Source organism: Rhodopseudomonas palustris (assembly GCF_003226555.1).
In the GTDB taxonomy this organism is placed as follows: Bacteria; Pseudomonadota; Alphaproteobacteria; order Rhizobiales; family Xanthobacteraceae; genus Rhodopseudomonas; species Rhodopseudomonas palustris_I.
In genome coordinates this window covers 266,189-289,049 of record NZ_QKQS01000023.1, presented here as the reverse complement: position 1 = coordinate 289,049, position 22,861 = coordinate 266,189, and the positions used below count along the sequence as shown (strand labels likewise).

The 22,861-nt window shown below is 61.6% G+C and carries 21 protein-coding genes; 16 read left to right on the top strand and 5 right to left on the bottom strand.

The window, feature by feature from the left end; translation table 11 throughout:
- The first annotated feature begins 45 nt into the window (after positions 1–45).
- Together pimC and DNX69_RS13925 are read left to right on the top strand one after the other, a co-directional pair.
- Entirely contained in the window at positions 46–1,233 is a 1,188-nt protein-coding gene (pimC, locus tag DNX69_RS13930; protein WP_110787624.1) for a pimeloyl-CoA dehydrogenase large subunit, read from the top strand.
- 147 nt (positions 1,234–1,380) lie between these two features.
- Positions 1,381–2,523: an acyl-CoA dehydrogenase family protein gene (locus DNX69_RS13925; RefSeq protein ID WP_110786565.1), complete on the top strand. Its 1,143-nt coding sequence runs from the start codon at positions 1,381–1,383 to the stop codon at positions 2,521–2,523.
- Between the two features lie 76 nt (positions 2,524–2,599).
- Here the strand turns inward: DNX69_RS13925 and DNX69_RS13920 are convergent, their stop codons facing one another.
- Positions 2,600–3,511 (bottom strand): HlyD family secretion protein, encoded by a 912-nt coding sequence (locus DNX69_RS13920; protein ID WP_110786564.1) that lies wholly within the window; start codon positions 3,509–3,511, stop codon positions 2,600–2,602.
- A complete protein-coding gene (locus tag DNX69_RS13915) occupies positions 3,508–3,963 on the bottom strand; it encodes an FUSC family protein (RefSeq protein WP_110786563.1) in 456 nt (151 codons plus the stop codon). Before DNX69_RS13915 ends, DNX69_RS13920 begins: the two co-directional genes overlap by 4 nt.
- Before the next feature lie 91 nt (positions 3,964–4,054).
- Between DNX69_RS13915 and DNX69_RS13910 the strand changes: the two genes are divergently transcribed.
- Positions 4,055–4,993, top strand: a complete 939-nt coding sequence (locus DNX69_RS13910; protein WP_110787623.1) for an AraC family transcriptional regulator — start codon at positions 4,055–4,057, stop codon at positions 4,991–4,993.
- Here DNX69_RS13910 and ribB read toward each other — a convergent pair.
- Both ribB and DNX69_RS13900 read right to left on the bottom strand, forming a co-directional pair.
- Positions 4,952–6,028, bottom strand: coding sequence for a 3,4-dihydroxy-2-butanone-4-phosphate synthase (ribB, locus tag DNX69_RS13905; RefSeq protein WP_110786562.1), 1,077 nt, complete (start codon positions 6,026–6,028; stop codon positions 4,952–4,954). The two genes, DNX69_RS13910 and ribB, sit on opposite strands and share 42 nt — an antisense overlap.
- Positions 6,029–6,177: 149 nt before the next feature.
- A complete protein-coding gene (locus tag DNX69_RS13900) occupies positions 6,178–6,801 on the bottom strand; it encodes an Lrp/AsnC family transcriptional regulator (protein ID WP_110786561.1) in 624 nt (207 codons plus the stop codon).
- 577 nt (positions 6,802–7,378) lie between these two features.
- Between DNX69_RS13900 and DNX69_RS13895 the strand changes: the two genes are divergently transcribed.
- From DNX69_RS13895 to DNX69_RS13840, 12 genes are all read left to right on the top strand, one after another.
- Positions 7,379–7,723 (top strand): VOC family protein, encoded by a 345-nt coding sequence (locus tag DNX69_RS13895; protein WP_110786560.1) that lies wholly within the window; start codon positions 7,379–7,381, stop codon positions 7,721–7,723.
- Positions 7,724–7,793: 70 nt separating this feature from the next.
- Positions 7,794–8,339, top strand: a complete 546-nt coding sequence (locus DNX69_RS13890) for a flavin reductase family protein (RefSeq protein ID WP_110786559.1) — start codon at positions 7,794–7,796, stop codon at positions 8,337–8,339.
- A 203-nt stretch (positions 8,340–8,542) separates the two neighbouring features.
- On the top strand, positions 8,543–9,412 hold the full coding sequence (locus tag DNX69_RS13885; RefSeq protein WP_110787622.1) for a branched-chain amino acid ABC transporter permease: 870 nt from the start codon (positions 8,543–8,545) through the stop codon (positions 9,410–9,412).
- The gene (locus DNX69_RS13880; protein ID WP_110786558.1) at positions 9,396–10,424 is read left to right on the top strand and encodes a branched-chain amino acid ABC transporter permease; all 1,029 of its coding nucleotides are present in this window, start codon (positions 9,396–9,398) and stop codon (positions 10,422–10,424) included. The genes DNX69_RS13885 and DNX69_RS13880 overlap by 17 nt, the downstream gene beginning before the upstream one ends.
- Positions 10,421–11,146, top strand: coding sequence for an ABC transporter ATP-binding protein (locus DNX69_RS13875; RefSeq protein WP_110786557.1), 726 nt, complete (start codon positions 10,421–10,423; stop codon positions 11,144–11,146). The genes DNX69_RS13880 and DNX69_RS13875 overlap by 4 nt, the downstream gene beginning before the upstream one ends.
- The gene (locus DNX69_RS13870; protein ID WP_110786556.1) at positions 11,139–11,858 is read left to right on the top strand and encodes an ABC transporter ATP-binding protein; all 720 of its coding nucleotides are present in this window, start codon (positions 11,139–11,141) and stop codon (positions 11,856–11,858) included. The genes DNX69_RS13875 and DNX69_RS13870 overlap by 8 nt, the downstream gene beginning before the upstream one ends.
- A gap of 69 nt (positions 11,859–11,927) precedes the next feature.
- The gene (locus DNX69_RS13865; protein WP_110786555.1) at positions 11,928–12,692 is read left to right on the top strand and encodes an enoyl-CoA hydratase/isomerase family protein; all 765 of its coding nucleotides are present in this window, start codon (positions 11,928–11,930) and stop codon (positions 12,690–12,692) included.
- Positions 12,693–12,696: 4 nt separating this feature from the next.
- Positions 12,697–13,488, top strand: coding sequence for a creatininase family protein (locus DNX69_RS13860; RefSeq protein ID WP_110786554.1), 792 nt, complete (start codon positions 12,697–12,699; stop codon positions 13,486–13,488).
- A 167-nt stretch (positions 13,489–13,655) separates the two neighbouring features.
- The gene (locus tag DNX69_RS13855; protein ID WP_110786553.1) at positions 13,656–14,789 is read left to right on the top strand and encodes an LLM class flavin-dependent oxidoreductase; all 1,134 of its coding nucleotides are present in this window, start codon (positions 13,656–13,658) and stop codon (positions 14,787–14,789) included.
- 15 nt (positions 14,790–14,804) lie between these two features.
- Entirely contained in the window at positions 14,805–15,584 is a 780-nt protein-coding gene (locus tag DNX69_RS13850; RefSeq protein ID WP_110786552.1) for an enoyl-CoA hydratase/isomerase family protein, read from the top strand.
- A gap of 1 nt (position 15,585) precedes the next feature.
- Complete coding sequence (locus DNX69_RS13845) at positions 15,586–17,451, top strand: AMP-dependent synthetase/ligase (protein ID WP_110786551.1); 1,866 nt, start codon at positions 15,586–15,588, stop codon at positions 17,449–17,451.
- Between the two features lie 162 nt (positions 17,452–17,613).
- The gene (locus tag DNX69_RS13840) at positions 17,614–18,837 is read left to right on the top strand and encodes an ABC transporter substrate-binding protein (RefSeq protein WP_110786550.1); all 1,224 of its coding nucleotides are present in this window, start codon (positions 17,614–17,616) and stop codon (positions 18,835–18,837) included.
- A gap of 73 nt (positions 18,838–18,910) precedes the next feature.
- Here DNX69_RS13840 and DNX69_RS13835 read toward each other — a convergent pair whose 3' ends face one another.
- Positions 18,911–19,771 (bottom strand): AraC family transcriptional regulator, encoded by an 861-nt coding sequence (locus DNX69_RS13835; RefSeq protein ID WP_207803149.1) that lies wholly within the window; start codon positions 19,769–19,771, stop codon positions 18,911–18,913.
- 390 nt (positions 19,772–20,161) lie between these two features.
- Here DNX69_RS13835 and mdeB point away from each other — a divergent pair, with 390 nt between their 5' ends.
- Positions 20,162–22,849 (top strand): alpha-ketoglutarate dehydrogenase, encoded by a 2,688-nt coding sequence (gene mdeB / locus DNX69_RS13830; RefSeq protein ID WP_110786549.1) that lies wholly within the window; start codon positions 20,162–20,164, stop codon positions 22,847–22,849.
- Positions 22,850–22,861: the final 12 nt, after the last annotated feature.

Sequence of the window (22,861 nt, the reverse complement as noted above, 5' to 3'; positions counted from 1 at the left end):
GGTCGCAAGATAAATCGCTCACGTCGTTTGGAGATCATATTCGCGATGGACATGAACTTTACCCAGGAGGAGTTGGCGTTTCGCGACGAAGTCCGCACATTTCTTCAGCAAAATGTCGATCCCGTGGTGCGCCGTAAGCTGGTGGAAACGCGCCACATCACCAAGGACGAGCAGGTGGCGTGGCAACGCACCCTGAACAGGAAGGGTTGGAGCGTGCCGCATTGGCCGGTGGCGCATGGCGGCACCGGCTGGGGCGCAGCCAAGCAGTACATCTTTCTCGAGGAGTTGCAGAAATATCCCGCGCCGTCGCCCCTCCCATTCGGCGCCAACATGGTCGGGCCGGTGATCTACACCTTCGGCAACGAGCAACAGCAGAACCATTTCCTGCCTCGGATCGCCAACATGGACGACTGGTGGTGCCAGGGGTTCTCGGAGCCGGGGGCAGGTTCGGACCTCGCTTCGCTGAAGACCACGGCGAAGAAGGTGGGCCACACCTATATCGTCAATGGTCAAAAGACCTGGACTACCCTCGCGCAGCACGCGAACTGGATCTTTTGCCTGTGCCGCACCGACCCCGGAGCGAAGAAGCAGGCCGGCATTTCCTTCCTGCTGATTAACATGCAATCGAAGGGCATCAGTTGCCGGCCTATTGAGATGATCGATGGTGGGGTCGAGATCAACGAGATTTTCTTCGACGAAGTCGTCGTACCGGCAGAGAACCTCGTCGGCGAGGAGAACAGGGGCTGGGACTATGCCAAATTCCTGCTCGGTCTCGAACGCGTCAACATTGCCCGTGTCGGCATTTCCAAGGCGCGGATAGCTCGCATCAGGGAGCTGGCTTCGCAGACAAATTCGGGCGGTCGCCCGCTGATCGAGGATCCGCAATTTCGCCAGAAGCTGGCGGCCACCGAGATCGAGCTGAAAGCGCTCGAACTGACCCAGATGCGCGTCGTCGCGGCGGAAAGCAAGCATGGCAAGAACAAGCCGGATCCTGCCTCCTCGATTCTCAAGCTCAAGGGCTCGGAGATCCAACAAACGCTCACCGAGCTGCTGCTCGAAGTCGCCGGTCCATTCGCGCTGCGCTTCGCAGCGGAGAACGGGGGCCAAGACGAGAAGACTGATTGGGCCGCCCCGATCGCGCAGACCTATTTCAACTACCGCAAAGTGTCGATCTATGGTGGCTCGAGCGAGATCCAGCGCAACATCATCGCCAAGGCGGTGCTGGGGCTCTGATCCAGCGAACCGGCGCCAGTTCCGCGCGCGACCGATCTAAAATCCCGAACGGCCGGGTGGCTGCCGCGACGAGTCCCGCGACATCAGTCCGGACGTGCCTCGCAGGGGCTGGAGCGCCTCCATTCGGAATCCCAGAGGATAAGACAGATGGATTTTGATCTCTCCGAGGAGCAGCGTCTGCTCAAAGACAGCGTCGACGGTCTTTTGAAGACGTCCTATGATTTCCAGAAGCGCAACAAGCATCGTGGCGAGCAGGGCGGTTACAGCCAGGCGATCTGGGGCAAATTTGCCGAACAGGGGCTGCTCGGCCTGCCGTTCGGAGAGGACGACGGTGGCTTCGGCGCCGGGCCAATCGAAACCATGATCGTGATGGAAGCGCTCGGCCGATATCTCGTAGTCGAGCCGTATTTCGACACGGTCGTGCTCGGCGGCGGCCTCCTGCGCCGGGGGGCTGCCGAACAGCGCGCCGCGCATCTCGCGGGGGTGATAAACGGCTCAACAACGCTGGCCTTCGCCCATGTCGAACACGACTCTCGCTATGAACTCAATGACATTTCGACATCGGTCCGGAAGAACGGATCCAGCTACGTGCTGAACGGCGAGAAATTCGTCGTAGGTCATGGCGACACTGCCGATACGCTGGTCGTTACGGCGCGCAGCGCAGGTGGCCAGCGCGATCGCAAGGGCATCGGCGTGTTTCTGGTGCCGGCCAATGCCAAAGGCATCGAGATCCGCGGCTACGACACCCAAGACGGCAGCCGCGCCGCCGATATCAGGTTCGAGAATGTCGAGGTCGGTGGCGATGCGGTGATCGGTGATGCCGAGAACGGCCTGGCGATCATTGAGCAGGTCGCCGACGATGCCCGCATCGCGCTCTGTGCCGAGGCGGTCGGCGCAATGGAAGAAGCGCTGAAGATTACCGTGGAGTACATCAAGGAGCGCAAGCAGTTCGGCGTCGCGATCGGTTCGTTTCAGGCGCTGCAGCACCGCGCCGCCGACATGTTCACCGCGCTGGAGATGGCGCGCAGCATGTCCTATCTCGCATCGATGGCATCGACCTTCATTGACATGGATGAACGCGCCAAAACTATTGCCGCCGCCAAGGTGCAGATCGGCCGCTCCGCACGGTTCATCGGTCAGGGCGGCGTACATCTGCATGGTGGTGTCGGCGTGACGATGGAATACCGCATCGGCCATTATTTCAAGCGCCTGACCATGATCGAGAGTCAGCTCGGCGATGCCGACTTCCATCTGGCCCGGGTGGCCGCGATGGATGGCGTGATCGTTTAGCTAGAGAGGTTCTGCCGGCTGCCAAACAGCGACGATCTTGTAAACGAGCCGTCCGGCCGACCAACAAGCTCGCGCGTTAAGGACCGGCTCGGCCACTAGGGCGAGGCTTTAGTCTGCCCGACTGCGCCTTGCCGACAACCTCGACCATCGCGGTTGCTCCCACGATCAGACGATCGATATCCTTGCTCTCGATATGGATCCGGACCGTGATGCGCTGGGTGAGCCTGTCCCAGGAGAAGAAAGGATTGACGCTGGCCAGGAGGCTTGTGCCCAGTGGTTTATCGCGATCGTCGATACTTCTGGCGATACTTTCGATTCGGCCGCGCAGTTTAGCTCCACCCATCAGCCTCGCAGCGGCGACGTCGCCGACATGAATCTGAGGGAGCGTGGTTTCCTCGAAATAGCCTTCGACGCGCACGGTGTCGGTATCCATCAGCGCCAGGATGCCGCGCCCCGCGGTAACATAGGTGCCTGGTCGCAAGTCGAGTTGGGTCACGCGGCCGTTTGCGGGCGCACGGATTTCGGATCGGTCAAGGTTGAGACGAGCGATCGCGAGATCGGCGGTAGCCTGATCGTACAGAGCCTTTGCCTGCAGGTCCGCGGCGCGGATCGTCTCGCGCTGCTGCTGCGAAACGACTCCCTCGCTTAGCTTCTCGTATCGTGCGCGATCGCCGGCGGCCTTCTCGGCTGCAGCTTCGCGGTTGGCCAAGGCGGCCTCTGCTTGGCTTACCGCTAAGCGAAAAGGTTCGGCATCCAGTCGCAGCATGACGTCGCCTTTGCGGACGAGCTGGTTATCTTTGATGAGGACCTCGTCGACAAGGCCGGAAACGTCCGGGGCGACTGCGATGATGTCGGCGCGGACGCGGCCGTCGCGAGTCCACGGGGCCGTCGCGTAATGCTCCCACATACCGATGCCGACCGGTGCCGCGACGCTCACCAGCAGGACAATGAGCATCACGCGGGGAAAAGTCGAACTCATCATTGTCATAGCGGCAGCTTTCCTAGAACGACGTAGAAGATCTTGATCAGAATGACGAAGATGGCGAAGTCGACCGGCGCGGGTGCCACGCATATTTTCGAGCATTGAAAGCCGGTGATGGTCGGGAAGATCACAGCTGGATCGCGGCGATCGGCCGGCAAGCCGACGTCCACAGCGCGTAGGAGATCAGCGTCGGCGCGGGATCGTCGAGACCAGAGGCAGAGCCCGGCCCAGGCGGTGACGGGAACCGACAATAAAGCGGGCTGATCGACCAGGGCCGGCACCAGCGCGATCGCCGCGCAAGCGCCGAGCAATGTTCCGACAAAGCGATAGACGGCACGTGACCGAACGGAGCCGGCGAAGGGCTGCGCAGTCAGATACACGGTAAGCATCGCCCATTTCGGATCGAGCCGGCCGGGCGCGGCTGCTGCAAGAAACCGAGACGGAAGTGGTGAGAGCATGGTGTTGATGGTCCGTGGAGCAAGGAGACCATAGGTGTTGTCGTGTCGTAAGAATTTCGATACTCTGCCAATTAATTGCTAAGAAATGACAATGCGCGGCACGCTTCATCAGCACTATCGTCAGTTCGATCCTGACAACTTGGACCGCCCCATCGTGGCCGGCATGGTGGATACCCAGGAGCAGGAGGACGAGCTGCCGGTCCATACCCATCGAAAGGGGCAGCTTGTGCTCGCTCAGCGCGGCGGGGTGACGTGCGAAGTGCCGAGCGGCCTCTGGATGGTGCCGCCACGCTGCGGCGTCTGGATTCCCGGCGGCATGCCCCACAGCAACCGGGTCAGCGGCAACGCCAGTCTGCTGTTTCTCTATGTAGATATGGAGGCGGCGAGCGTGCCGCAGGAATGCTGTACGCTGTCGATCTCACCGCTATTGCACGAGCTGATCCATCGGATGGCGACGTTGCCGCCGCTCTACGATCCCCAGGGGCCGACGGCCCAGATCGCCGCGGTGCTCCTCAACGAGCTGATCGCCATGCCGACCGAACGGCTGCACCTTCCGATCACGCGGAGTTCGAAACTGCGTATCATCGCCGATGCCTTGATGGACAATCCGGCCGACCGCCGGACCGTGGCAGAGTGGGCCGAGGCCGTCGCACTCGGCGAGCGGACGCTGATGCGCTTGGTTCTCGCCGAGACCGGCATGACTTTCAGTCGTTGGCGTCAGCAGCTTCAGATCATCGTCGCCATCCAGAAATTGTCTGCGGGGGAGACGGTGCAGTCCGTTTCAGGGGGCATGGGCTACGAGTCGGTGAGCGCCTTCATCACCATGTTCAAGAAGGCGCTCGGAAAGTCGCCCGCTCGCTACTTCTCCGAACGCGAAGCCGGCCAGACGGGGGCGGGCCTGGTCTGCCCGGAGACGGACTGCAGGCTTCGCCGTATGCCTGAGGTGCGGGACGCGCTTAATGGACTTTCGCAACACGGGTGGCTCGAGCTAGAGCGCTTCGTTTCGGACGATCTCGATGCCGAAGCCTGAGAGTCCCTTAAAGTGATGCGTCGAGGACGTGAGATGACGGATCGAGGTGATCTTCAGGTCCCGCAGGATCTGAGCGCCCACGCCGATCTCGCGCCATTGCCGGTTGCGGTCGTCTTCGCGCGAACTGATCGGACCTAGCGGCGCAGGCGGAACGCCCGCCGCACCGTCGCGCAGATAGACGAACACACCGCTGCCGTTGTTCTTGAAGCGCTGCAGAATGATGTTCATTTTGGCCTGTTCCTGCCCTGAGAACAAATCGCGCAGGATGTTCGGTTTGTAGAAGCGCGTGAGGACATTGGTCCCGTCACCCAGGTCGCCGTAGATGTAAGCGACGTGATGGATGGGGTCGAACGGCGAGCGATAGGAGTAGCCCTGGAGCGGGCCGATTGGGCTCTCCGCCGTGACGCTCGAGACGCGCTCGATCAGCGTCTCACGTGCCTGCCGGAACCGGATGAGATCAGCAATGGCGACCTGTTTTAGATTGTGCCTGTCGGCAAACGCCGTGACCTGCTGTCCTTTCATCACCGAGCCGTCGTCGTTCATCAGCTCGCTGATGACGCCGACCGGTTCGAGATTAGCCAGCCTGCACAAGTCGACGGCGGCCTCGGTGTGACCCGAGCGCATGAGTACTCCTCCCTCCTTTGCGATCAGTGGGAAGATGTGTCCCGGCCGGCAAAAAACGCTGGCGCCGGCGTTGGGATTGGCGAGCGCGCGGCAGCACGAGGCCCGCTCCTCGGCCGAGATGCCCGTTCCGTTGTCCGGTCGGTAGTCCACCGACACGGTGAAGGCCGTCGTGTGCGCCGAATCGTTGTTGAGAACCATGGGGTCGAGCCGCAGGCGTCTGGCGGCGTCGACCGTAATGGGCGCGCAGACGATCCCCGATGTATGTCGGATGATGAAGGCCATCTTCTCGGCGCTACACAGCGATGCGGCGACCACGAGGTCGCCCTCGCCCTCCCGGTCGTCATCGTCGGTAACGACGACGATCTCGCCCGCGGCAAATGCCTGCAGTGCCGCTTTAACTGATGCTGTCATCTCACTACTCTGGCAACAAACGTTCATATATGCCTCGTCGAGGCGGTCTCGACGGCTCAGACGCGGAACGACGCTCCAACAGTGTGGCTGATCTTGTCGTCGCCACGTTGATCCAAGATGCGCCGGTTACACAAGCCTTATCGATAGCTTCATACTCTTTCCGCGCTATAGCTGAGGCACTGAGCGTTGAGGGAGACAGGCGCTTCGGATAGCGGCGGGCTTGTCGCGTCGTATCGTGATCTGGGTGTGCGCTCAGCCGGACGAGGTGGGCTGCTACAAGCCTTCACGATCACCGGGCGATTGGTGTCGATCGGCAGGACCGTCTTGTGCGAAATGCGTTTGAGGGCAAGGTTCGACCGAATGCTGCAAACGCCGGGAATACGTGAGAGCTTGTTGACGATGAGATCCTCGAGATCGTCTATGTCGGCCGCCATGACGCGGAGCATATAATCATTCTCGCCCGTCATTAGATAGCATTCCATGACTTGCGCCAGACGGTCGATGGACCGCGTGAAACCCTCGAGCGACGTCTGGACCTGCTTCTCCAGCTTGATCTGAATGAAAGCAGTTACGCCAATGCCCAGAACGGCGGGATCGAGCAGGGCAATTCGCTTATCGATGACGCCTAGTTTTTCGAGTGTCTTGACGCGTGCGAGGCACGGCGACGGTGATAGATTGACACGTGATGCGAGCTCGACATTGGTCAGACTCGCGTTTTGCTGGAGCTCGGTCAGGATCTTGATATCGATTCTATCGAGAGAGGTCGTCGTCATCGCGTGTCTCCCAAATCTGGCAGTCTTCTTGCGGCGCGCATCACCCGTCTTGACGGGATGATGACAATCGCGAGGTAAAAGCTAACCGCAATCTTGCTTGTGGGATTTCGACAAAACGCCGACTTGTATCGAAAAACAGTCAACCTTTTCATTGTGCATTGCGATCAAAATTGAGATTGCCTACTTTCGAAACATTTTTTGCACACACGATATGCAGAGTGACGTTTGCAACGCCGCTCGATTGAAATCACGCCCAAGGAATCTCGTCGGCACCGTCGGTCGGCGACATCCAACACCCAGATTGCAAACGGTGTGACCATTGATGCGACCGCGACCTTGGGGTGATCACGCGAAATCGCTGGCCTCGATAGGCTCGGCCGGAAGCCATTAGTTATCAATCAACCGACCGAATTTTCAACCAGCCAGAGTGCGGGATCACGCGGTCCGAAATCCGATGCGGCATAAAATGCTGGCGAACGGTCTGCAGTACACCCTGTTCAAGCAGTAATGCTGACGGGTTCGGTCGACTATCCGTCCACGATCGCATTTGAGCGGGCGGACGAATGGATGGTCGTGTGTGAAACTGAAACAAGTCTACCTGACAGCTAACGACCCCAAACGCCTCGCCGAATTCTACGAAGGCCTGGGTTTGAAGGTGCGTTTCGCCGACTCCGACAAATGGATTCAGTTCGTGAGCGATGCAGCGGCCTTCTGTGTCGCCGGACCGACCGAGTCCGTGTCGGAGCAACTGCAGGACGCCGTTCTCGTCTTCGACGTCGACAATCTCGAAGCAGCGATGCAGCGTGCCGCAGCCGCTGGTGCGCGAGTCGACACGGTTCGGGACATGGCCAGTCACGGCCGTGCGGTGAAGGTTCGGGACCCAGGCGGCAACGTCATTCAGTTTTACCAGGCGGCCGGATAGATCAGGCATTTGCCTGGACGGGGCGTCTGCTGCCGCATTCATCACCGACGATAGAGGGCGCATCTTTCGCATGAACACAAGAGTTATCCACCCATTGGCGTCGAGGACGCTCCTGCCCGAGTCGTTTCCCTTTGATGCTGCGGGCTTTCGCTCTGCGATGCGCAATGTGCCGGGTACCGTGTCGATCGTCACCACGGGCCGAGCGCCGAACCGCCATGGGCTAACGCTAACGGCGGGATGCTCTCTATCGGCGGTCCCGCCGAGCGTGCTCGTTTGCGTCAATCGCTCTGCGGGAGCTCACGACACGATTCTCAGCAGTGAGTCCTTCTGCTGGAACATCCTCGGCGTCGAGCATGTCGATCTCGCAAGGACGTTTTCCGGTCAGGATGGCAGCAAGGGCGATATCCGGTTCGGGGAAGGCCTTTGGTGCGATCTCAAAACCGGAGCGCCAAGTCTGATCGGGGCAATCTGCAGCTTCGATTGTCGCGTCGTCAATGCGCACGAAGCAGGTAGTCACACGATCTTCACCGGCGAGGTCGTGGCTCAGACCACGAACGCTGGCAGCGAACCGCTCGTGTATATCAATGGGGCTTTCGCCGCGCCCAAAGTGCTTTGAGAGACAAGACGAGCCGCGACGCGATACCGCTTCCGCCACAGTCACAACAGAGACGATGATATGCAAGGGAACCCAAGCCTCTGCGCCAGCCAAGAGTTGTCCGACCATGGGTGTTGCGAGACGGCTCCGCTGATCGAGACGAGTCATTTTCAAAGAAGCATCTTTGATGGATGCATTGCGCGTCCATCAACGGGTCTCCGTTGATGCTGTCGCTCTGGCTCAACGTTCTCGCGAGCGGCGTCCTGATCGGGCTCGTTTATGGGCTCGTAGCGCTCGGCCTTACGATTATTTTCGGCGTCATGCGCGTGGTCAATTTCGCGCATGGCGAAATGGTCGTGTTCGGCGTCTATATCGGATACTGGACCGTTCGCGTCTGGGACGTCCCGATCATTGTCGCCGCTGCGATCGCCGCGGTTGTGATGTTTCTGTTCGGGTATTTGTTGGAGACGCTCGTCGTCAAGCGGTTCGTCAACCGGCCGCACCACTACCAATTTATCGTCTTCATCGGCCTGTCGTTACTTTTCAGTGGTGTGCTTCTGATGTCGTTCGGTCCGGACCCGCGGCCGACGGCCTCCCAGCTTTCTTTCCAGACCGTTGCGGTCGGACCGCTCACACTGGATTGGGCACGCATTCAAGCGGCCGGCACCGCCGGTCTGCTGATTGCCGCGTTGGGCGCCTATTTGAAGTATTCTGCATTCGGGCGTTCGCTGCGCGCGGCGGCCAATAATCGACTGGGCGGGCTCGTTGTGGGGCTGAACATCCCGCGCGTCTACGCAGTGACTTTTGGAATCGGATCGGCCTGCGCCGGCGTGGCCGGTGCTTTGATCTCGCCTTTGTTCGATGCGCAGCCCTATCTCGCCGTCGACTTCACCTTGCTGGCTTTCGTGACAGTGATCGTCGGTGGTCTCGGCAGCTTCGGCGGCGCTCTTCTCGGCGGGCTGACCATCGGAGTTGCCGAAGCGATCGCCGCGCTGATGTTCACGCCGTCGATGAAGACCGCACTCCCTTACGCGCTCCTGATCATCATCCTGATTTTCCGTCCGAGGGGGTTTTTCGGTGCAAAGGACATCTGATCAAACCAGCGACCTGAAGCGGTGGGGCGCCGGCGTTCTGGTCTTTGCGATCCTGGCCGTAGTGGGCGGAGTATCTAACGCCTATGTCATCTCGCTTCTGACGATCGTCCTGTTGTTCACGTTCATGGGGCAATCGTGGAATCTCATGCTCGGGATCGGCGGGCAGTTGTCGATCGGTCACGCCCTGTTCGTCGGGATCGGTGCGTATGCGGTCGCGATCCTGAACATCAAATACGGCATCACGCCGTGGATCGGTCTGCTGGTGGGGGCGGTGATCGCAGGTTGTGTTGGCGCAGTTCTGGCGTGGCTGAGCTTCCGCTTCGAGGTCCGGGGCATCTATTTCGCGCTGCTCACGATCGCCGCCGCCGAGTTTGCCCGAATCATGTTCGGCGGATGGGACTTTGTCGGGGGGATGCAGGGACTGTTCTATCAGGCGCCGAGCGGAGCGGACCTCGCAATGCTGCGCGGGGATGCGCAGTTCTATTACTTCGTCGCGCTCGCCCTTGCGGCCATTGGGGTGGCTGGAACGGAAATGATCTCGCGGTCCTACTGGGGCTACGTCTGGCGGGCGATGCGGGACGATGACGAGGCCGCTCGGGCGCTCGGAGTGCGGACCTTCCGCCACAAGGTTCTGGTGGTCTCGATATCGGCCGCCACGGCTGCGGTCGGCGGGGGCGTGCTTGGCCTGGTGCAGGGGGCGATCTTCCCGGATTCGATCATGGGGATGGCGATCTCGGTCGACGTTCTGATCGGTCCTGTCGTCGGCGGCTTGGGTACCGCGTTCGGACCGCTGATTGGCTCGATGGCCGCAATCCCGCTGCACCATGCCATGGGAGCTCTCGGTGACAGTCTGGGAATTCCCGGACTGAACAGCATCGCCTACGGGGCCGTGCTGATCCTGGTCGTATGGTTCCTCCCGGACGGCATCTGGCCGGCGATCGTGCGCCTCTACGGCGCGATCCAACTGCCCGCGCGCGGCCGGATTGCACAACTGCGGAAGGTCGAGGAATGACCGCGCTGCTCGAAGTGAAGAATCTGACCAAGTCTTTCGTCGGATTGGTCGCGGTCAATGACGTCAGCTTCTCGCTGAAAGCGGGCCGCATCACCGCCCTGATCGGGCCGAACGGCGCCGGCAAGACCACATGCTTCAACCTTGTCGCCGGCGCGCTGCGCCCGACCGCCGGGCAGGTGCAGTTCGAGGGGCGTTCGATCGAACGCAACCCGCCCGAAGCGGTGTGTCGCATGGGCATTGCTCGGACCTTCCAGATCGTCCGACCGATGAAGGATATGTCGGTGCTGGAGAATGCCATGGTGGGTGCCTTCAGCTGGACGACGAGCGTCAAGGAGGCTCGGTCCAAGGCCTATGAGTCGCTTGAAAGCGTCGGGCTCGCCACCAAGGCGAATGCTCGCACCGATCAGCTGACCCTGCCCGATCGCAAGATGCTGGAAATGGCCAAGGCGCTGTCGACCCGCCCCAAGCTGCTGCTGCTCGACGAGGTGATGGCGGGGCTGCGGCCGACCGAAGCGGCCGGCGTTGTCGGCGTGTTGCACAAGCTCGCCGAGGGCGGACTGACGATCCTGCTGGTCGAGCACGTGATGCGGATCGTGATGGAGGTGGCATCGACCGTGGTGGTGCTTCATCACGGCGCCAAGATCGCCGAAGGCAAGCCGTCGGAGGTGGTGGCGGATCCTGCGGTATTGGAAAGTTACCTGGGAGCCGGCTTCCATGCCTGACGATACCCTTCTCACGATCGACGACCTGTATGTCGCCTATGACGGCTCCAATGCTCTGAACGGTGTGTCGCTTCGCCTCAGCAAGGGTGAACTGATCTGCGTTGTCGGCGCCAATGGCGCAGGCAAGACGTCTCTCATCCGGTCGATCGCAGGTATCGTGCCGTCGTTCCGCGGCTCAGTGAGGATCAACGGAATCGAGATCTCACGACGGCCGCCCTGGGAAATCTGCGAGATGGGCATCGCCCAGGTCGCCGAGGGCCGCCAGATCTTCGGTGCGCTATCCGTCGAGGACAATCTGCTGATTGGAGGCTCGTTGAAGCGAGCTAAGCACGATCGGGCAGAGACGCTCGACTTTGTCTATCGGCTGTTCGGGCGGCTTCGTGAGCGCCGACACCAGCTCGCCGGCACGCTGTCCGGCGGCGAACAACAGATGTTGGCGATCGGACGGGCGATCATGTCGAAGCCCGAGATCGTGATGTTCGACGAGCCGTCGATCGGGCTGTCGCCGGCCTTAACGGACGTGATGTTCGACGTCGTCAAATCCTTGAACGATCAGGGCATCACGGTTCTCCTGGTCGAGCAGAATGTTGCGAAATCGTTGACGCTGAGCAGCCGGGGCTATGTGCTCGAGAACGGCTCGGTGGTGCTGCATGGCTCGAGCCGCGAACTGCTCGAGAACCCCGATGTCCAGCGTGCCTATCTGGGATTGTGAGGCTCGCCGACGCCTCCGATCGATCCCACTCGCTGCTGCTCCTGCCGTCCCCTTGCTGAGGTCTCCATCATGAGTGTCGACGCTTCTCTCCTGATCGAGCGCGATCAAGACCTGGTCACAATCACGATGAACCGGCCGCCGGCCAACGCCCTGAATGCGCAGCTCATCGTTGCGCTGCTGGACGCCATCAGGCGCCTTGCCGACGACGAGCACCCGCCGGGCATCGTTCTCACCGGGAGCGGCGACCGTTTCTTCAGTGCCGGCGGCGACATCAAGGAGGTCGTCGGGATCGATGTCGCGAGGCCGCGCATCCGGTTCTTCCACGAACTTCTGGTGGCGATGGAGAACTATCCGGGCCCGATCGTCTGCGCCGTTCGTGGCTATGCGGTCGGGGGAGCCTTGGAGTTTCTGCTGCATGCCGACTACGTGGTGGCCGATGCCGCTTGCAAGATCGGCTTCCCCGAGATCAACCATGGTCTTCTGCCGGTCGCCAAAGGGATGCGCCGGGCCGTCGAAAAGCTCGGCGTTCGGGCGGCGCAAGACTTGCTGTATTGGGGCGATCTCGTCGACGCGGAGCGCGCACGGGCGATCGGCGCCGTGAACGAAATCATGGAAACCGACAAGGTAGCCTCCCGCGCGCGAGACGTGTGCCGAGCCTTGCGGCAGAAGGACAGGAAGCTGTTCCACGCCATCAAACGATCGCTCAACCTCACAGCGCAGATGAGCGATCAGGCGCTCGAAGAGATGACTGTGGCCGACCTCGACGCCTATGTCACGGCGGAGAGCTCGGCCGGGGCGCGCGCGCGTTTCCTGTCCAAGACCAGCAAGGGCTGAGCCGATGGCGCGAGGCTATCCGGATCAGATCCACCTCGAGCAGATGAGCTTCGAGGAAGTCGCCGCGGCGATTGCGGAGGGATGCACGACGGTCGTGATCCCGCTCGGCGCTGTCGAGCAGCACGGGCCGCATCTGTCGCTCGGCATGGACGCGGATCATGCCGATGCGCTGGCCGAGCGGATCGCGCGCGACCGCGGCCATACGCTGGTGGCGCCGACCATCAAGGTCGGCTGCTCGTCTCACCATCTGCCGTTTCCAGGCACGATCTCGCTGCGCCCTGAAACGCTGGAAGCGATCTGTCTCGACTATTGCACTAGCTTGGCGGGGCACGGCTTCAAGCGGTTGCTGATCCATTCCGGCCACATCGGAAATTTTCCCGTCATCAAAGACATGCTTGGCCGCCTCCGCGATGCCGTTCCGCCGGACGTTGAAATCCTGGCGTTCTCGGATTCAACGACATGGATCGACACGTGGCGCGATGCGGTGCGCGAAGCGAAAGGAGATGTGTCGGCCGTCGGCGGCCACGCGGATATCGCCGAGACGTCGCTGATGATGGTCATCCGGCCCGAAAGCGTGAGGCAGGATCGTTTCGAAGTTGGTCATCTCGGCGGACTGTCGGAGTCGGATCTCGAGCTGGTGTGGAAGAATGGGATTCGATCGGTGTCGCCTAACGGGGTCATCGGAAGCCCGTTCGGCTCGAACCGTGAGATCGGTGAGGCGTGCCTCGCTGCGGTCGCCGAGCTGCTAATCGAGACTTTCGAGAGCGCGACAAAAGCCGCCGGCGCTCGCCGTTGATGTCAGGGTCATCGGCTGCGTGCCTAAGCCTCTCCAAACTTATCGCAGCTTGCGAGTACTGACAGCATAAAGTTTGGAAAGCGTTGCTGCGCGACGCGGCTTTCGGAGCAAAATGTCGCTCTGCATATGAAACCTTGGGCCATCTCGAAATCTAAGAGGATTGAGACATGGCACTTACGTTTGGGTTTTGGTCTGAGCAGGAAACCCAGGTCGGCCACAGTTACTCGCGCAGGCTTCACGAACTGGTCGACGAAGTCCGGCTGGCCGAGAAGGTCGGCTTCGACTGTGTCGCGCTCTCGGAACAGCACGTCGCTCTGGGCGGCATCTCGAGCTCGGCGCCCGAAGTCGTGTTTGGCTATCTGGCCGCGGTGACGTCGCGGGTCAAGCTCCGCGCGGCTGTGACGTTGATGCCGCAGCGGATCAACCACGCTTTGCGTTCGGCCGAGCGGCTTGCGGTCACCGACATCCTGTCCAACGGCCGGATGGAATTTTACGGCGGCCGCGCCAATACGACGATTGCGATGCGGGCGTTCAACGTCGATCCCAACGAGACGCTGCCGCAGATGGAAGAAGGGCTGGCGCTGCTGAAGAAGGCGATGCGTCAGGACATTTTCACGTTCGACGGCAAGTACTACCAAATTCCGCCGCGCCAGCTTGTTCCGAAGCCGCTGCAGAAGCCGCATCCAGTGATCGGGATCGCCGCGACGAGCGAGCGCAGTCACGTCTGGGCGGGGTCGCAGGGCTTCGCGGTGATGAGCAGCAACATCTATCAGGGCTGGGACGCTCAGCAGAAACTGATCGATGCGTATCACAAGAACTGGAAGCGCGACGAGGAAGGGCCGCTGCAGCGTCCGCGTATCGGCGTTCCGCTGTTTATCGGGATCGGCAAGACGGACGAACAGGCCAAGGCGGATTATGCCGGTCCGCTGATGCACTACGCCAAGATCTCGACCGATGCCTACCCGCGTCTCGCAGCGATTGCAGACGACTACAAGTACATGGGCGAGAGCGTGCCTTCGATGGAGCGTGCCGCCAACGATTGGGACTATCTGGTCAACGAGTCGGCCACGACGGTGTGCGGCAGCCCCGATACGGTCATCCGTCAGATCGAGAAGTTCGAAGCAATGGGGGTCGACGAGGTGTTGCTGCACATGGACTCCGTCCCCCACGAAAAGATCATGGAGGCGATCGATATGGTCGGCCGCTACGTCATCCCGCATTTCAACGACAGAAACAACGTCGTGCGACCGACCGAGGAGATCCTCGGCACGATCCGGCAGATGCGATCCCAGAATCAGTAATCAACGGTGAGATCGATGTCGCAGTTTAACTACAAGTATCTGATCGTCGAACAGCGCGCCAGCGGCGTTGCGATCGTCACGATGAACCGCCCGGAGATCCTCAACGCGATCAACTGGGAAATGCACGAGGAGCTCGAGGACGTCTTCGTCAAGCTGGATCACGACAGTTCCGTCAACGCGATCGTTCTCACCGGCGCGGGCCGGGGATTCTGTTCGGGCGGGGACCAGAAGTCGCTGGATAAGGGAACGCTGCCGTCCCCGACCCGCAGCGGGCGTCACCTTATCCGCAACATGCTGGAAGTCGAAGTCCCGATCGTCGCAGCCGTCAACGGCGTCGCCGTCGGGCTGGGCGCCACGCTCGCGCTGTTCTGCGACGTGATCTATGCGAGCGCGACGGCGCGCTTCGCCGACACGCATGTCAACGCCGGCGTCGTCGCCGGCGATGGCGGCGCGGTGATGTGGCCGCTGCTGATGGGACCGGTGCGGGCGAAGCACTATCTCATGACCGGCGAATTCATCTCGGCCGAGAAGGCGGCAGCGATCGGCATGATCAACGAGGTGGTCACCGACGGCAACGTTCTCGACGCCGCGGTCGAATATGCCGAACTGCTGGCAAGCGGGCCCAAGGAAGCGATCATTTGGACCAAGTACAGCGTCAACAAGATCATCAAGCAGTATGCACACTTGCTGCTCGACACCTCCGCGGCGCTGGAGATGTTGACGTTCAAGTCGCCCGAGCGGGCCGAGGCGGTTGCCGCATTCGCGGCCAAGCGCAAGCGTTTCGCGGAGCGCTGAGATGAACGTCGCTGCGATTACATCCGGTGCCCAGTTGGTCGATACCACTTTTGCGCAGCTTCTGGCTGCGCGGCTCGCGGAGCGGCCAGACAAGATTGCCGTGCAACAAAAGCGTCACGGCAGCTGGACCGCCATGACGTGGGGTGCTTATGCGCAGCGTGTCGTGAACCTGGCCAGCGCTCTGCGGCGTGCTGGCCTCGAACGCGGCGATCGGGTCGCGATCATGGGCGATTCGTCCGAGGAATGGTTGATCGCCGACATGGCCACCATGTGCGCCGGCGGCGTCATGGTGGGCGTTTACTTCACCTCGTCACCCGAAGAGGTGGCGTATTGTTTCACGGACTCGGGTGCGAAGTTCGCCTTCGTCGGCGGCGAGCAGCAGCTTCGCATCGTGCTCGCCTCCGGTCGGGCCGAACAGCTCCGCGGCATCATCGTGCTTGATCCCAATTGGACCGGCGGGGCCGCGGCGTCGACCACGTCGCTGGCCGACTTTGTCGGAGCAGACGACGTCGATGCGCAGGATTATCTGCAGAAGGAGAGCGCGATCGCAAAGGCGTCCGATGTGGTCAGTATCGGCTATACGTCCGGGACGACCGGCAATCCCAAGGGTGCGATGCTGACGCATCTCTCCATTCTCGCCGGCGCGCATTGCATCACTCTGTTCGGCCCTAGCATGCGCGAAGACGAGCACCGGGTGGTGGTGCATTTGCCGATGTCGCACACCGTCGCGCGCGGGCAAGCGACCGCGCTGCCGCTGTTCGCCGACGCGGTTCCGTATTTCGGCGAGACGACCGCGGACTTCGCACAGACGATCAATGAGGTGAAGCCGACCTATTACATGGCTCCGCCGCGGTTCTATCAGCGGTTTGCGACGCAGATCCTCAGCAAAGTGCATCCCGCCGGCGAAGCGGGAGATCGAAATTACGCTCTCGCCATGACGATCGCGCGCAGGGCGCTCGAAGACCGTCAGCGCGGCCACGAAGATGCGTTCGTGGCGAACCTGTTCGCGACTTGCCGCGAGGAGGTGTTCCGGCCGCTGCTCGCGGAGATCGGTTTCGACGAGCTGAAGGTCGCGTTCACCTCGTCGGCAGCGATGCCGTCCGAGTTGATGTCGCTGTGGCAGTTGTGGGGCCTGCAGCTCAAGGAATGCTACGGCCAGACCGAATTGGTCGGTGCCAATCTGGTGCAGATGGCGGAGTGGCCGCAAGCGGGCAACGTCGGGGTCCCGCTGCCGGATCCGGCCTGGGAAACCGCGGTGCTGCAGGACGGCGAGATGATCGTCCGCGGGCCGGGCTTGTTTGCCGGCTATTGGAACAAGCCGGACGAGACGAAAGCGGCGCTTCGCGACGGCTGGCTCTACACCGGCGACATCGTCGAAGTGTCGCCGGATGGAATCTTCAAGCTGGTCGACCGGAAGAAGGAGATCATCAACACGTCGAACGGCAAATCGATCAGCCCGACTCAGATCGAAAACGAACTGAGGCACAGCCCCTTCATTTCTGAGGCGGCTGTGATCGGCGAAGGACGAAAATATCTCACCGCCCTGATCGAAGTGGATGCCACCGCCACAATGGACTGGACGAAGTCGCGCGACGACAAGATCGCGAGTTACGCCGACTTGGCGGCCTCCGAGATCGTCAACCGGCTGATCGAGGCGGAGATCGGCAAGGCCAACGGCCGGTTGGCGCGCGCGGAGCAGATCAAGGCATTCCGCATTCTGCCGGAGGAATTGTCGCTGGAGAACGGCGTCATGACGCCGACCCGGAAGAAGCGTCGCAAGCAGATCAACGAGCGTTATCAGTCGTTGATCGCGTCGCTCTACGACGAGACCGAGGAAAGACTGATCAAGGCCGAGATGGGCCTTTGACGGCGGCGGCCGGAACCGCGCCCGGGCTCGTCGGTGTCTCGACGAGTGCGCGGATGCCGAGACGGTGCGGCGCACGGCGGCGCTTGTCGGCGTCCGTCGTGACCATGCGTACGAAGCTACAAGTCGAGATAGATTTCACTCCTTCAGCAACAGGGCATCGAGATGACCAAGCAAGGCGGAATCACGCGGCGGACGATTGTCGGAACCGGATTGGGAATTGCGGCGGGCCTGGTATCAAGGCCGTCGTTTGCGGCGAAGACGAAGGTGAAGGTGGGGGCGATCATGCCCAGCAGCGGCGTGCTGGCGTTTCCCGGTCAGGCCTGCGTGCGCGGGATCGATCTCGGCGCCAAATTCGCGCGTGACAAATTCGGCCTCGACATCGAGATCGTGCATGCCGATACCCAAAGCCGTCCAGAAAACGGCCGGATCTCTGCGGAGAACCTGATCAGGCAGGGTTGCACCGTGCTGATCGGCGCGTGGGACTCTGGCGCCACCATTTCGGCGCTGCAGGCGTGCGAGGCCGCCAAGGTCCCGATGGTGGTCCACATTGCCAGCGCGACCCAGGTGACCTCGCAAGGGTTCACTCAGGTCTTCCGCTACTACCCGACCTCGCTGACCATCGTGCGACAGTCGTTGATCGAACTGAAACACGTCCTCGGCACGCTGAAGGAACCGCCGACCAGTGCGGTCGTGCTTCATCTCAACAATACGATGGGGCAATCGACGGCCAAAAGTATCGATCAGGCGTGGAAGGAAGTCGACGTCCCGCTCAAGATCGCGGAGTACATCGCGTACGACGAAAAGGCGAAGGATCTTTCAGTCGAGGTCGCCAAGGCTAAGGCGTCGGGGGCCGATGCTCTGATTTCGGTCACGCGGGTCAATGATGCGATCATGATCGCGCGCGAATGCATCAAGCAAAAGTGGGATCCCAAGATGGTGTTCTCGCCCAACTCCAACGGCGTGTCGGACAAGGCGTATCACGATGCGCTCGGAAAGTATGGCGATGGCCCGATCCTGTCGGCGCTGTGGCTCAATCCGAAGGGCGACGAGTCCGATAAGATCATGAAGATGTTCGCGGCCGACTATCCCAACGATTGGTTCGATGCGAACGCGGGCTGCGCCTTCGAGGCCGTGCAGATCGTCGGGGATGCGGTGAAGCGGGCGTCGTCCTCCGAGTCGGCGGCGATCCACGCGGCGCTCAAGACGACCGACATGAAGCCGATGCTGATGTATGGCGACAACACCAAGTTCGACGAAACGGGTCAGAACATTCACTGTTCGATGGTGATGCTGCAAGGTCTCAACGGGCGGCCACGCGTGGTGGCTCCGAAGGCCATTGCGGAAGCGTCGCTCGAATATCCGCTGGTGCCCTACAGCAAGCGCTGACGTCGCAGTGGCGCGCGGCCCCGCGAACTATCGTGGGGCCGCACCGCTCGCAGGCGAAATGTGGGGCGTTCGGCTACGGCGCAGCGTCCAAATCGACGAGGCGCGCCCGTTCAGCGAGGAAGCGCCGCGGGCTCTTTCCCATCGTCTTCTTGAACATCGTAATGAACGCGCTGGGCGTCTCATAGCCCAGTTCGAGCGACACCGCCTGAACCGAACTGCCTGCCGTGAGACGCTGCATCGCGACCAGAATATGGAGGCGTTGACGCCAGCGGCCGAAGGTCATCCCGGTCTCCTTGGCCACCAGGCGGGCGAACGTACTCTCGCTCATTGCGTATCGCGCCGCCAGTTCGTCCATCGTGCTTCGGTCGCCGGGGTTGTGGAGCAGAGATGTCGCGAGGTGTTGAAGCCGGCTGTCCGCGGAAATCGGCAGATACATTTCGTCCGTCGTCGACATCTGGACCAACTCGTCGAGCAAGACGCGGCCTAGACGGCTGGTCGGTCCCTCCAGTGGATACAACGGTGGAAAAACCGAAAGCCGGTGGATCAATTCGCGCACCAGCGACGTGATCATCAGCGTGCAGCAGGTCCGCGGCAACATGCTGACTTGGGGATCGATGAACACGGTGTAGAGCTTGCCGAAGTCGGCGACGCAATTGCTGTGCAGAACGCCGGCTGGTATCCATACCGCGCCTTGCGGAGGCACGATCCACAAGCCGCCCGGGGCCCGGCACATCACCGAGCCGTGAGAAGCGACGACGAGTTGACCTTTGCGGTGCGAGTGCAGCGGGAGATCGTCGTTGTTCTCACTCGTCTCAAGACAAAACGAGGTGATGGGACGATCAAACTGATCCGGATCAACCGGGTCATAGTTGATCCGGAGATCGGGTAGATCCATCCGTACAAAATCGGAGTTGAATTTGATATCGGGCGGCATTGTCATCCTGTCAATTCAGCTGGGCCTCGGCTTTGACTCGGATATCAGCAGATTGACGATATCGTCTTTTAAGCTTGAGGTCACTGTCACCGCAGAACAGTCGAACGCGCCAAGCTGCGACAAAATGCAACGCTGAGCTCGGCCCTCAAATTGCTCTGGCGCAGCCCGTTTCGGCATCCCCTTCGCGCGGAGCGACGCGAGGTGGCGTATCCCAGAGAGCGGATCGATCGGAGCACTTGTCCGCCCGCTTATCATTCGGCAGCAGAGAATGCTGAGGGGAGCGCTCCCTGTCCACCCCGGCCGGTGCAATCCTCCAGATGACGACCGTATTCGGCAGCACGTGCTACGGCACCCGATGCTACCAAGAGCGGGCTTCTGGGAGCCCCACTAATGACCGTTCACATCGATCCGCCACGCAAAGCCGTCAACCCGCCGCAGCTCGATCAAGACGAGTTCGAAACCGCCGATTGGCTCGCATCGCTCGGCTCGCTCCACACCAGCGCTGGCGCCGATCGGGTCCGCTACATCCTGGCCGCGCTCGACCGGCGTGCGAAGGAACTCGGCGTGCTGCCGGATGCGCCGCCGTATTCGCCATACCGCAATTCGATTCCGCTGGAGCAGCAGCAGCCTTATCCCGGCGACATCGCGATGGAGACCCGCCTGACGGCCATCATCCGCTGGAATGCGCTCGCGATGGTCGTCCGTGCCAACAAGGCCTATGGCGAACTCGGCGGGCACGTCGCCAGCTACGCCTCGGCCGCAGAGATTTTCGAAATCGGTTTCAATCACTTCTTCCGCGCGTCGGGTTCCGAGTCCGAGGGCGACTTGGTGTACTTCCAGCCGCACTCGTCGCCCGGCGTCTATGCACGGGCCTATCTCGAAGGGCGGCTGTCGGAAGAGAATCTGAAGCTGTACCGGCAGGAACTGAGCGGCCCAGGGCTGTCGTCCTATCCGCATCCCTGGCTGATGCCGGAGTTCTGGCAGGTGCCGTCGGCATCGATGGGCTTAGGCCCGATCAGCGCGATCTACCAAGCGCGGTTCATGAAGTATCTAGAACATCGTGGTCTGGTGCAGACGCAGGGCCGCCACGTCTGGGGCGTGTTCGGCGACGGCGAGATGGACGAGCCGGAATCGATCGCCGGACTCGCGCTGGCGGCGCGGGAAAATCTCGACAACCTCACCTTCATCGTCAATTGCAACCTGCAGCGGCTGGACGGGCCGGTCCGCGGCAACGGACAAGTGATCCAGGAATTGGAGTCCATTTTCCAGGGCGCCGGCTGGAACGTCCTCAAGGTGCTGTGGGGATCGGATTGGGACGACATCTTCGCGCGCGACAGCAAGCACGCGCTGCTGCGCAGATTCGCTGAAACCGTCGATGGCAAATATCAGACGCTCGGCGCCAAGGACGGGGCCTACAACCTCGCCAACTTCTTCAGCGAAGACGCCGAGGTGCGATCGCTCGTCGCCCACATGTCGGACGCGGATATCGATGGCCTGAAGCGCGGCGGTCACGACTTCAAGAAGCTGTTTGCGGCCTTCTCCGCGGCCCAGGACACCAAGGGCCGGCCCACCGTGATTCTCGCGAAGACCAAGAAGGGTTACGGCATGGGCGGAGCCGGCGAGTCGCGCATGACCTCACATCAGGCGAAGAAGCTCGACGTCGACGCGCTGTACGCCTTTCGCGATCGGTTCGCCCTTCCGCTCAGCAATGAGCAAGTCGAGAACCTGGAATTCTTCAGGCCTGCGGAGGACAGCGCCGAGATTCAGTATCTGCGCGCCCGCCGCGAAGCACTCGGCGGCTACACGCCGGCGCGGCGGCGCAGTTCAGAGGCGTTGCCGGTGCCTCCGCTGCGAGCCTATGCCGAGTTTGCGCTGAGCGGCGACGGCAAGGAGACCTCGACCACGATGGCGATCGTGCGGCTGTTCACCAATTTGCTCAAGGACAAGACGCTCGGTCCGCGGATTGTCCCGATCGTCGCCGACGAAGCCCGCACCTTTGGAATGGCCAATCTATTCAGGCAGGTCGGAATCTATTCGCCTGCGGGGCAGCTCTACGAGCCGGAAGACGCCGGATCGATGCTGTACTACAAGGAGGCGATCGACGGTCAGCTGCTGGAGGAAGGGATCACCGAGGCGGGGGCGATTTCATCCTGGACCGCGGCGGCCACCTCCTACAGCGTCCATAACTTTCCGCTGCTGCCGTTCTATATCTATTATTCGATGTTCGGCTTCCAGCGGGTAGGCGATCTCATCTGGGCGGCGGCGGACCAACGCGCCCGCGGCTTTTTGATCGGCGCCACGGCCGGCCGAACGACGCTCGGCGGCGAAGGCTTGCAGCATCAGGACGGGTCCAGCCATCTGATGGCAGCGACCGTTCCGAACTGCCGGGCCTACGATCCGGCATTTTCCTACGAGGTGGCTGTCATCGTCGATCACGGCATGCGGTCGATGCTCGAGCAGGGCAATGACGAGTTCTATTACCTCACGGTGATGAACGAGAACTATGCGCAGCCGTCGATGCCCGCCGAGGCGCACGATGGCATTATCAAGGGCCTCTACCGGGTCCTGCCGAGCACTGACGGCCCGGTGAAGATCCGCCTGGTCGGCTCGGGCGCGATCTTTCCCGAGGCGTTGGCCGCTGCGGCGATGCTGAAGAGCGAATGGAAAGTATCGAGTGAAGTGTGGTCGGCAACGAGCTATTCCGAGCTGGCGCGTGAGGCCCGCGAAGTGGAGCGCACGAACCGGCTCTCGCCGCTGTCGGACCCGATCGAAAGTCACGTCGCAAAGTGCCTCGGCGGCTCGATCCCGATTGTCGCGGTGTCGGATTATGTCCGGGCGTACCCGCAGCTGATCGGGTCCTATATTGAAGCGCCCTACACCGTCCTCGGCACTGACGGCTTCGGGCGCAGTGATACGCGCGCTGCCTTGAGATCCTTCTTCGAGGTCGATCGCAAGCAGATCGTGGTTGCGGCGCTGTCGGCGCTGGCGAAATCGGGCGAAGTGGCGCGGGAGCGGGTTGCTGAAGCAATCGCCCGCTACGAACTGCCGACCGGCGTTCAGTCGCCGTGGTCCCGCTGAGAGATGGTGGGA

Bases quoted from the DNA above. Each gene is read 5' to 3' on its own strand.
- pimC (WP_110787624.1), top strand. From the start codon at position 46: ATGGACATGAACTTTACCCAGGAGGAGTTGGCGTTTCGCGACGAAGTC.
- DNX69_RS13925 (WP_110786565.1), top strand. From the start codon at position 1,381: ATGGATTTTGATCTCTCCGAGGAGCAGCGTCTGCTCAAAGACAGCGTC.
- DNX69_RS13920 (WP_110786564.1), bottom strand. From the start codon at position 3,511: ATGACAATGATGAGTTCGACTTTTCCCCGCGTGATGCTCATTGTCCTG.
- DNX69_RS13915 (WP_110786563.1), bottom strand. From the start codon at position 3,963: ATGCTCTCACCACTTCCGTCTCGGTTTCTTGCAGCAGCCGCGCCCGGC.
- DNX69_RS13910 (WP_110787623.1), top strand. From the start codon at position 4,055: ATGCGCGGCACGCTTCATCAGCACTATCGTCAGTTCGATCCTGACAAC.
- ribB (WP_110786562.1), bottom strand. From the start codon at position 6,028: ATGACAGCATCAGTTAAAGCGGCACTGCAGGCATTTGCCGCGGGCGAG.
- DNX69_RS13900 (WP_110786561.1), bottom strand. From the start codon at position 6,801: ATGACGACGACCTCTCTCGATAGAATCGATATCAAGATCCTGACCGAG.
- DNX69_RS13890 (WP_110786559.1), top strand. From the start codon at position 7,794: ATGAACACAAGAGTTATCCACCCATTGGCGTCGAGGACGCTCCTGCCC.
- DNX69_RS13885 (WP_110787622.1), top strand. From the start codon at position 8,543: ATGCTGTCGCTCTGGCTCAACGTTCTCGCGAGCGGCGTCCTGATCGGG.
- DNX69_RS13875 (WP_110786557.1), top strand. From the start codon at position 10,421: ATGACCGCGCTGCTCGAAGTGAAGAATCTGACCAAGTCTTTCGTCGGA.
- DNX69_RS13870 (WP_110786556.1), top strand. From the start codon at position 11,139: ATGCCTGACGATACCCTTCTCACGATCGACGACCTGTATGTCGCCTAT.
- DNX69_RS13865 (WP_110786555.1), top strand. From the start codon at position 11,928: ATGAGTGTCGACGCTTCTCTCCTGATCGAGCGCGATCAAGACCTGGTC.
- DNX69_RS13860 (WP_110786554.1), top strand. From the start codon at position 12,697: ATGGCGCGAGGCTATCCGGATCAGATCCACCTCGAGCAGATGAGCTTC.
- DNX69_RS13855 (WP_110786553.1), top strand. From the start codon at position 13,656: ATGGCACTTACGTTTGGGTTTTGGTCTGAGCAGGAAACCCAGGTCGGC.
- DNX69_RS13850 (WP_110786552.1), top strand. From the start codon at position 14,805: ATGTCGCAGTTTAACTACAAGTATCTGATCGTCGAACAGCGCGCCAGC.
- DNX69_RS13845 (WP_110786551.1), top strand. From the start codon at position 15,586: ATGAACGTCGCTGCGATTACATCCGGTGCCCAGTTGGTCGATACCACT.
- DNX69_RS13840 (WP_110786550.1), top strand. From the start codon at position 17,614: ATGACCAAGCAAGGCGGAATCACGCGGCGGACGATTGTCGGAACCGGA.
- DNX69_RS13835 (WP_207803149.1), bottom strand. From the start codon at position 19,771: ATGCCGCCCGATATCAAATTCAACTCCGATTTTGTACGGATGGATCTA.
- mdeB (WP_110786549.1), top strand. From the start codon at position 20,162: ATGACCGTTCACATCGATCCGCCACGCAAAGCCGTCAACCCGCCGCAG.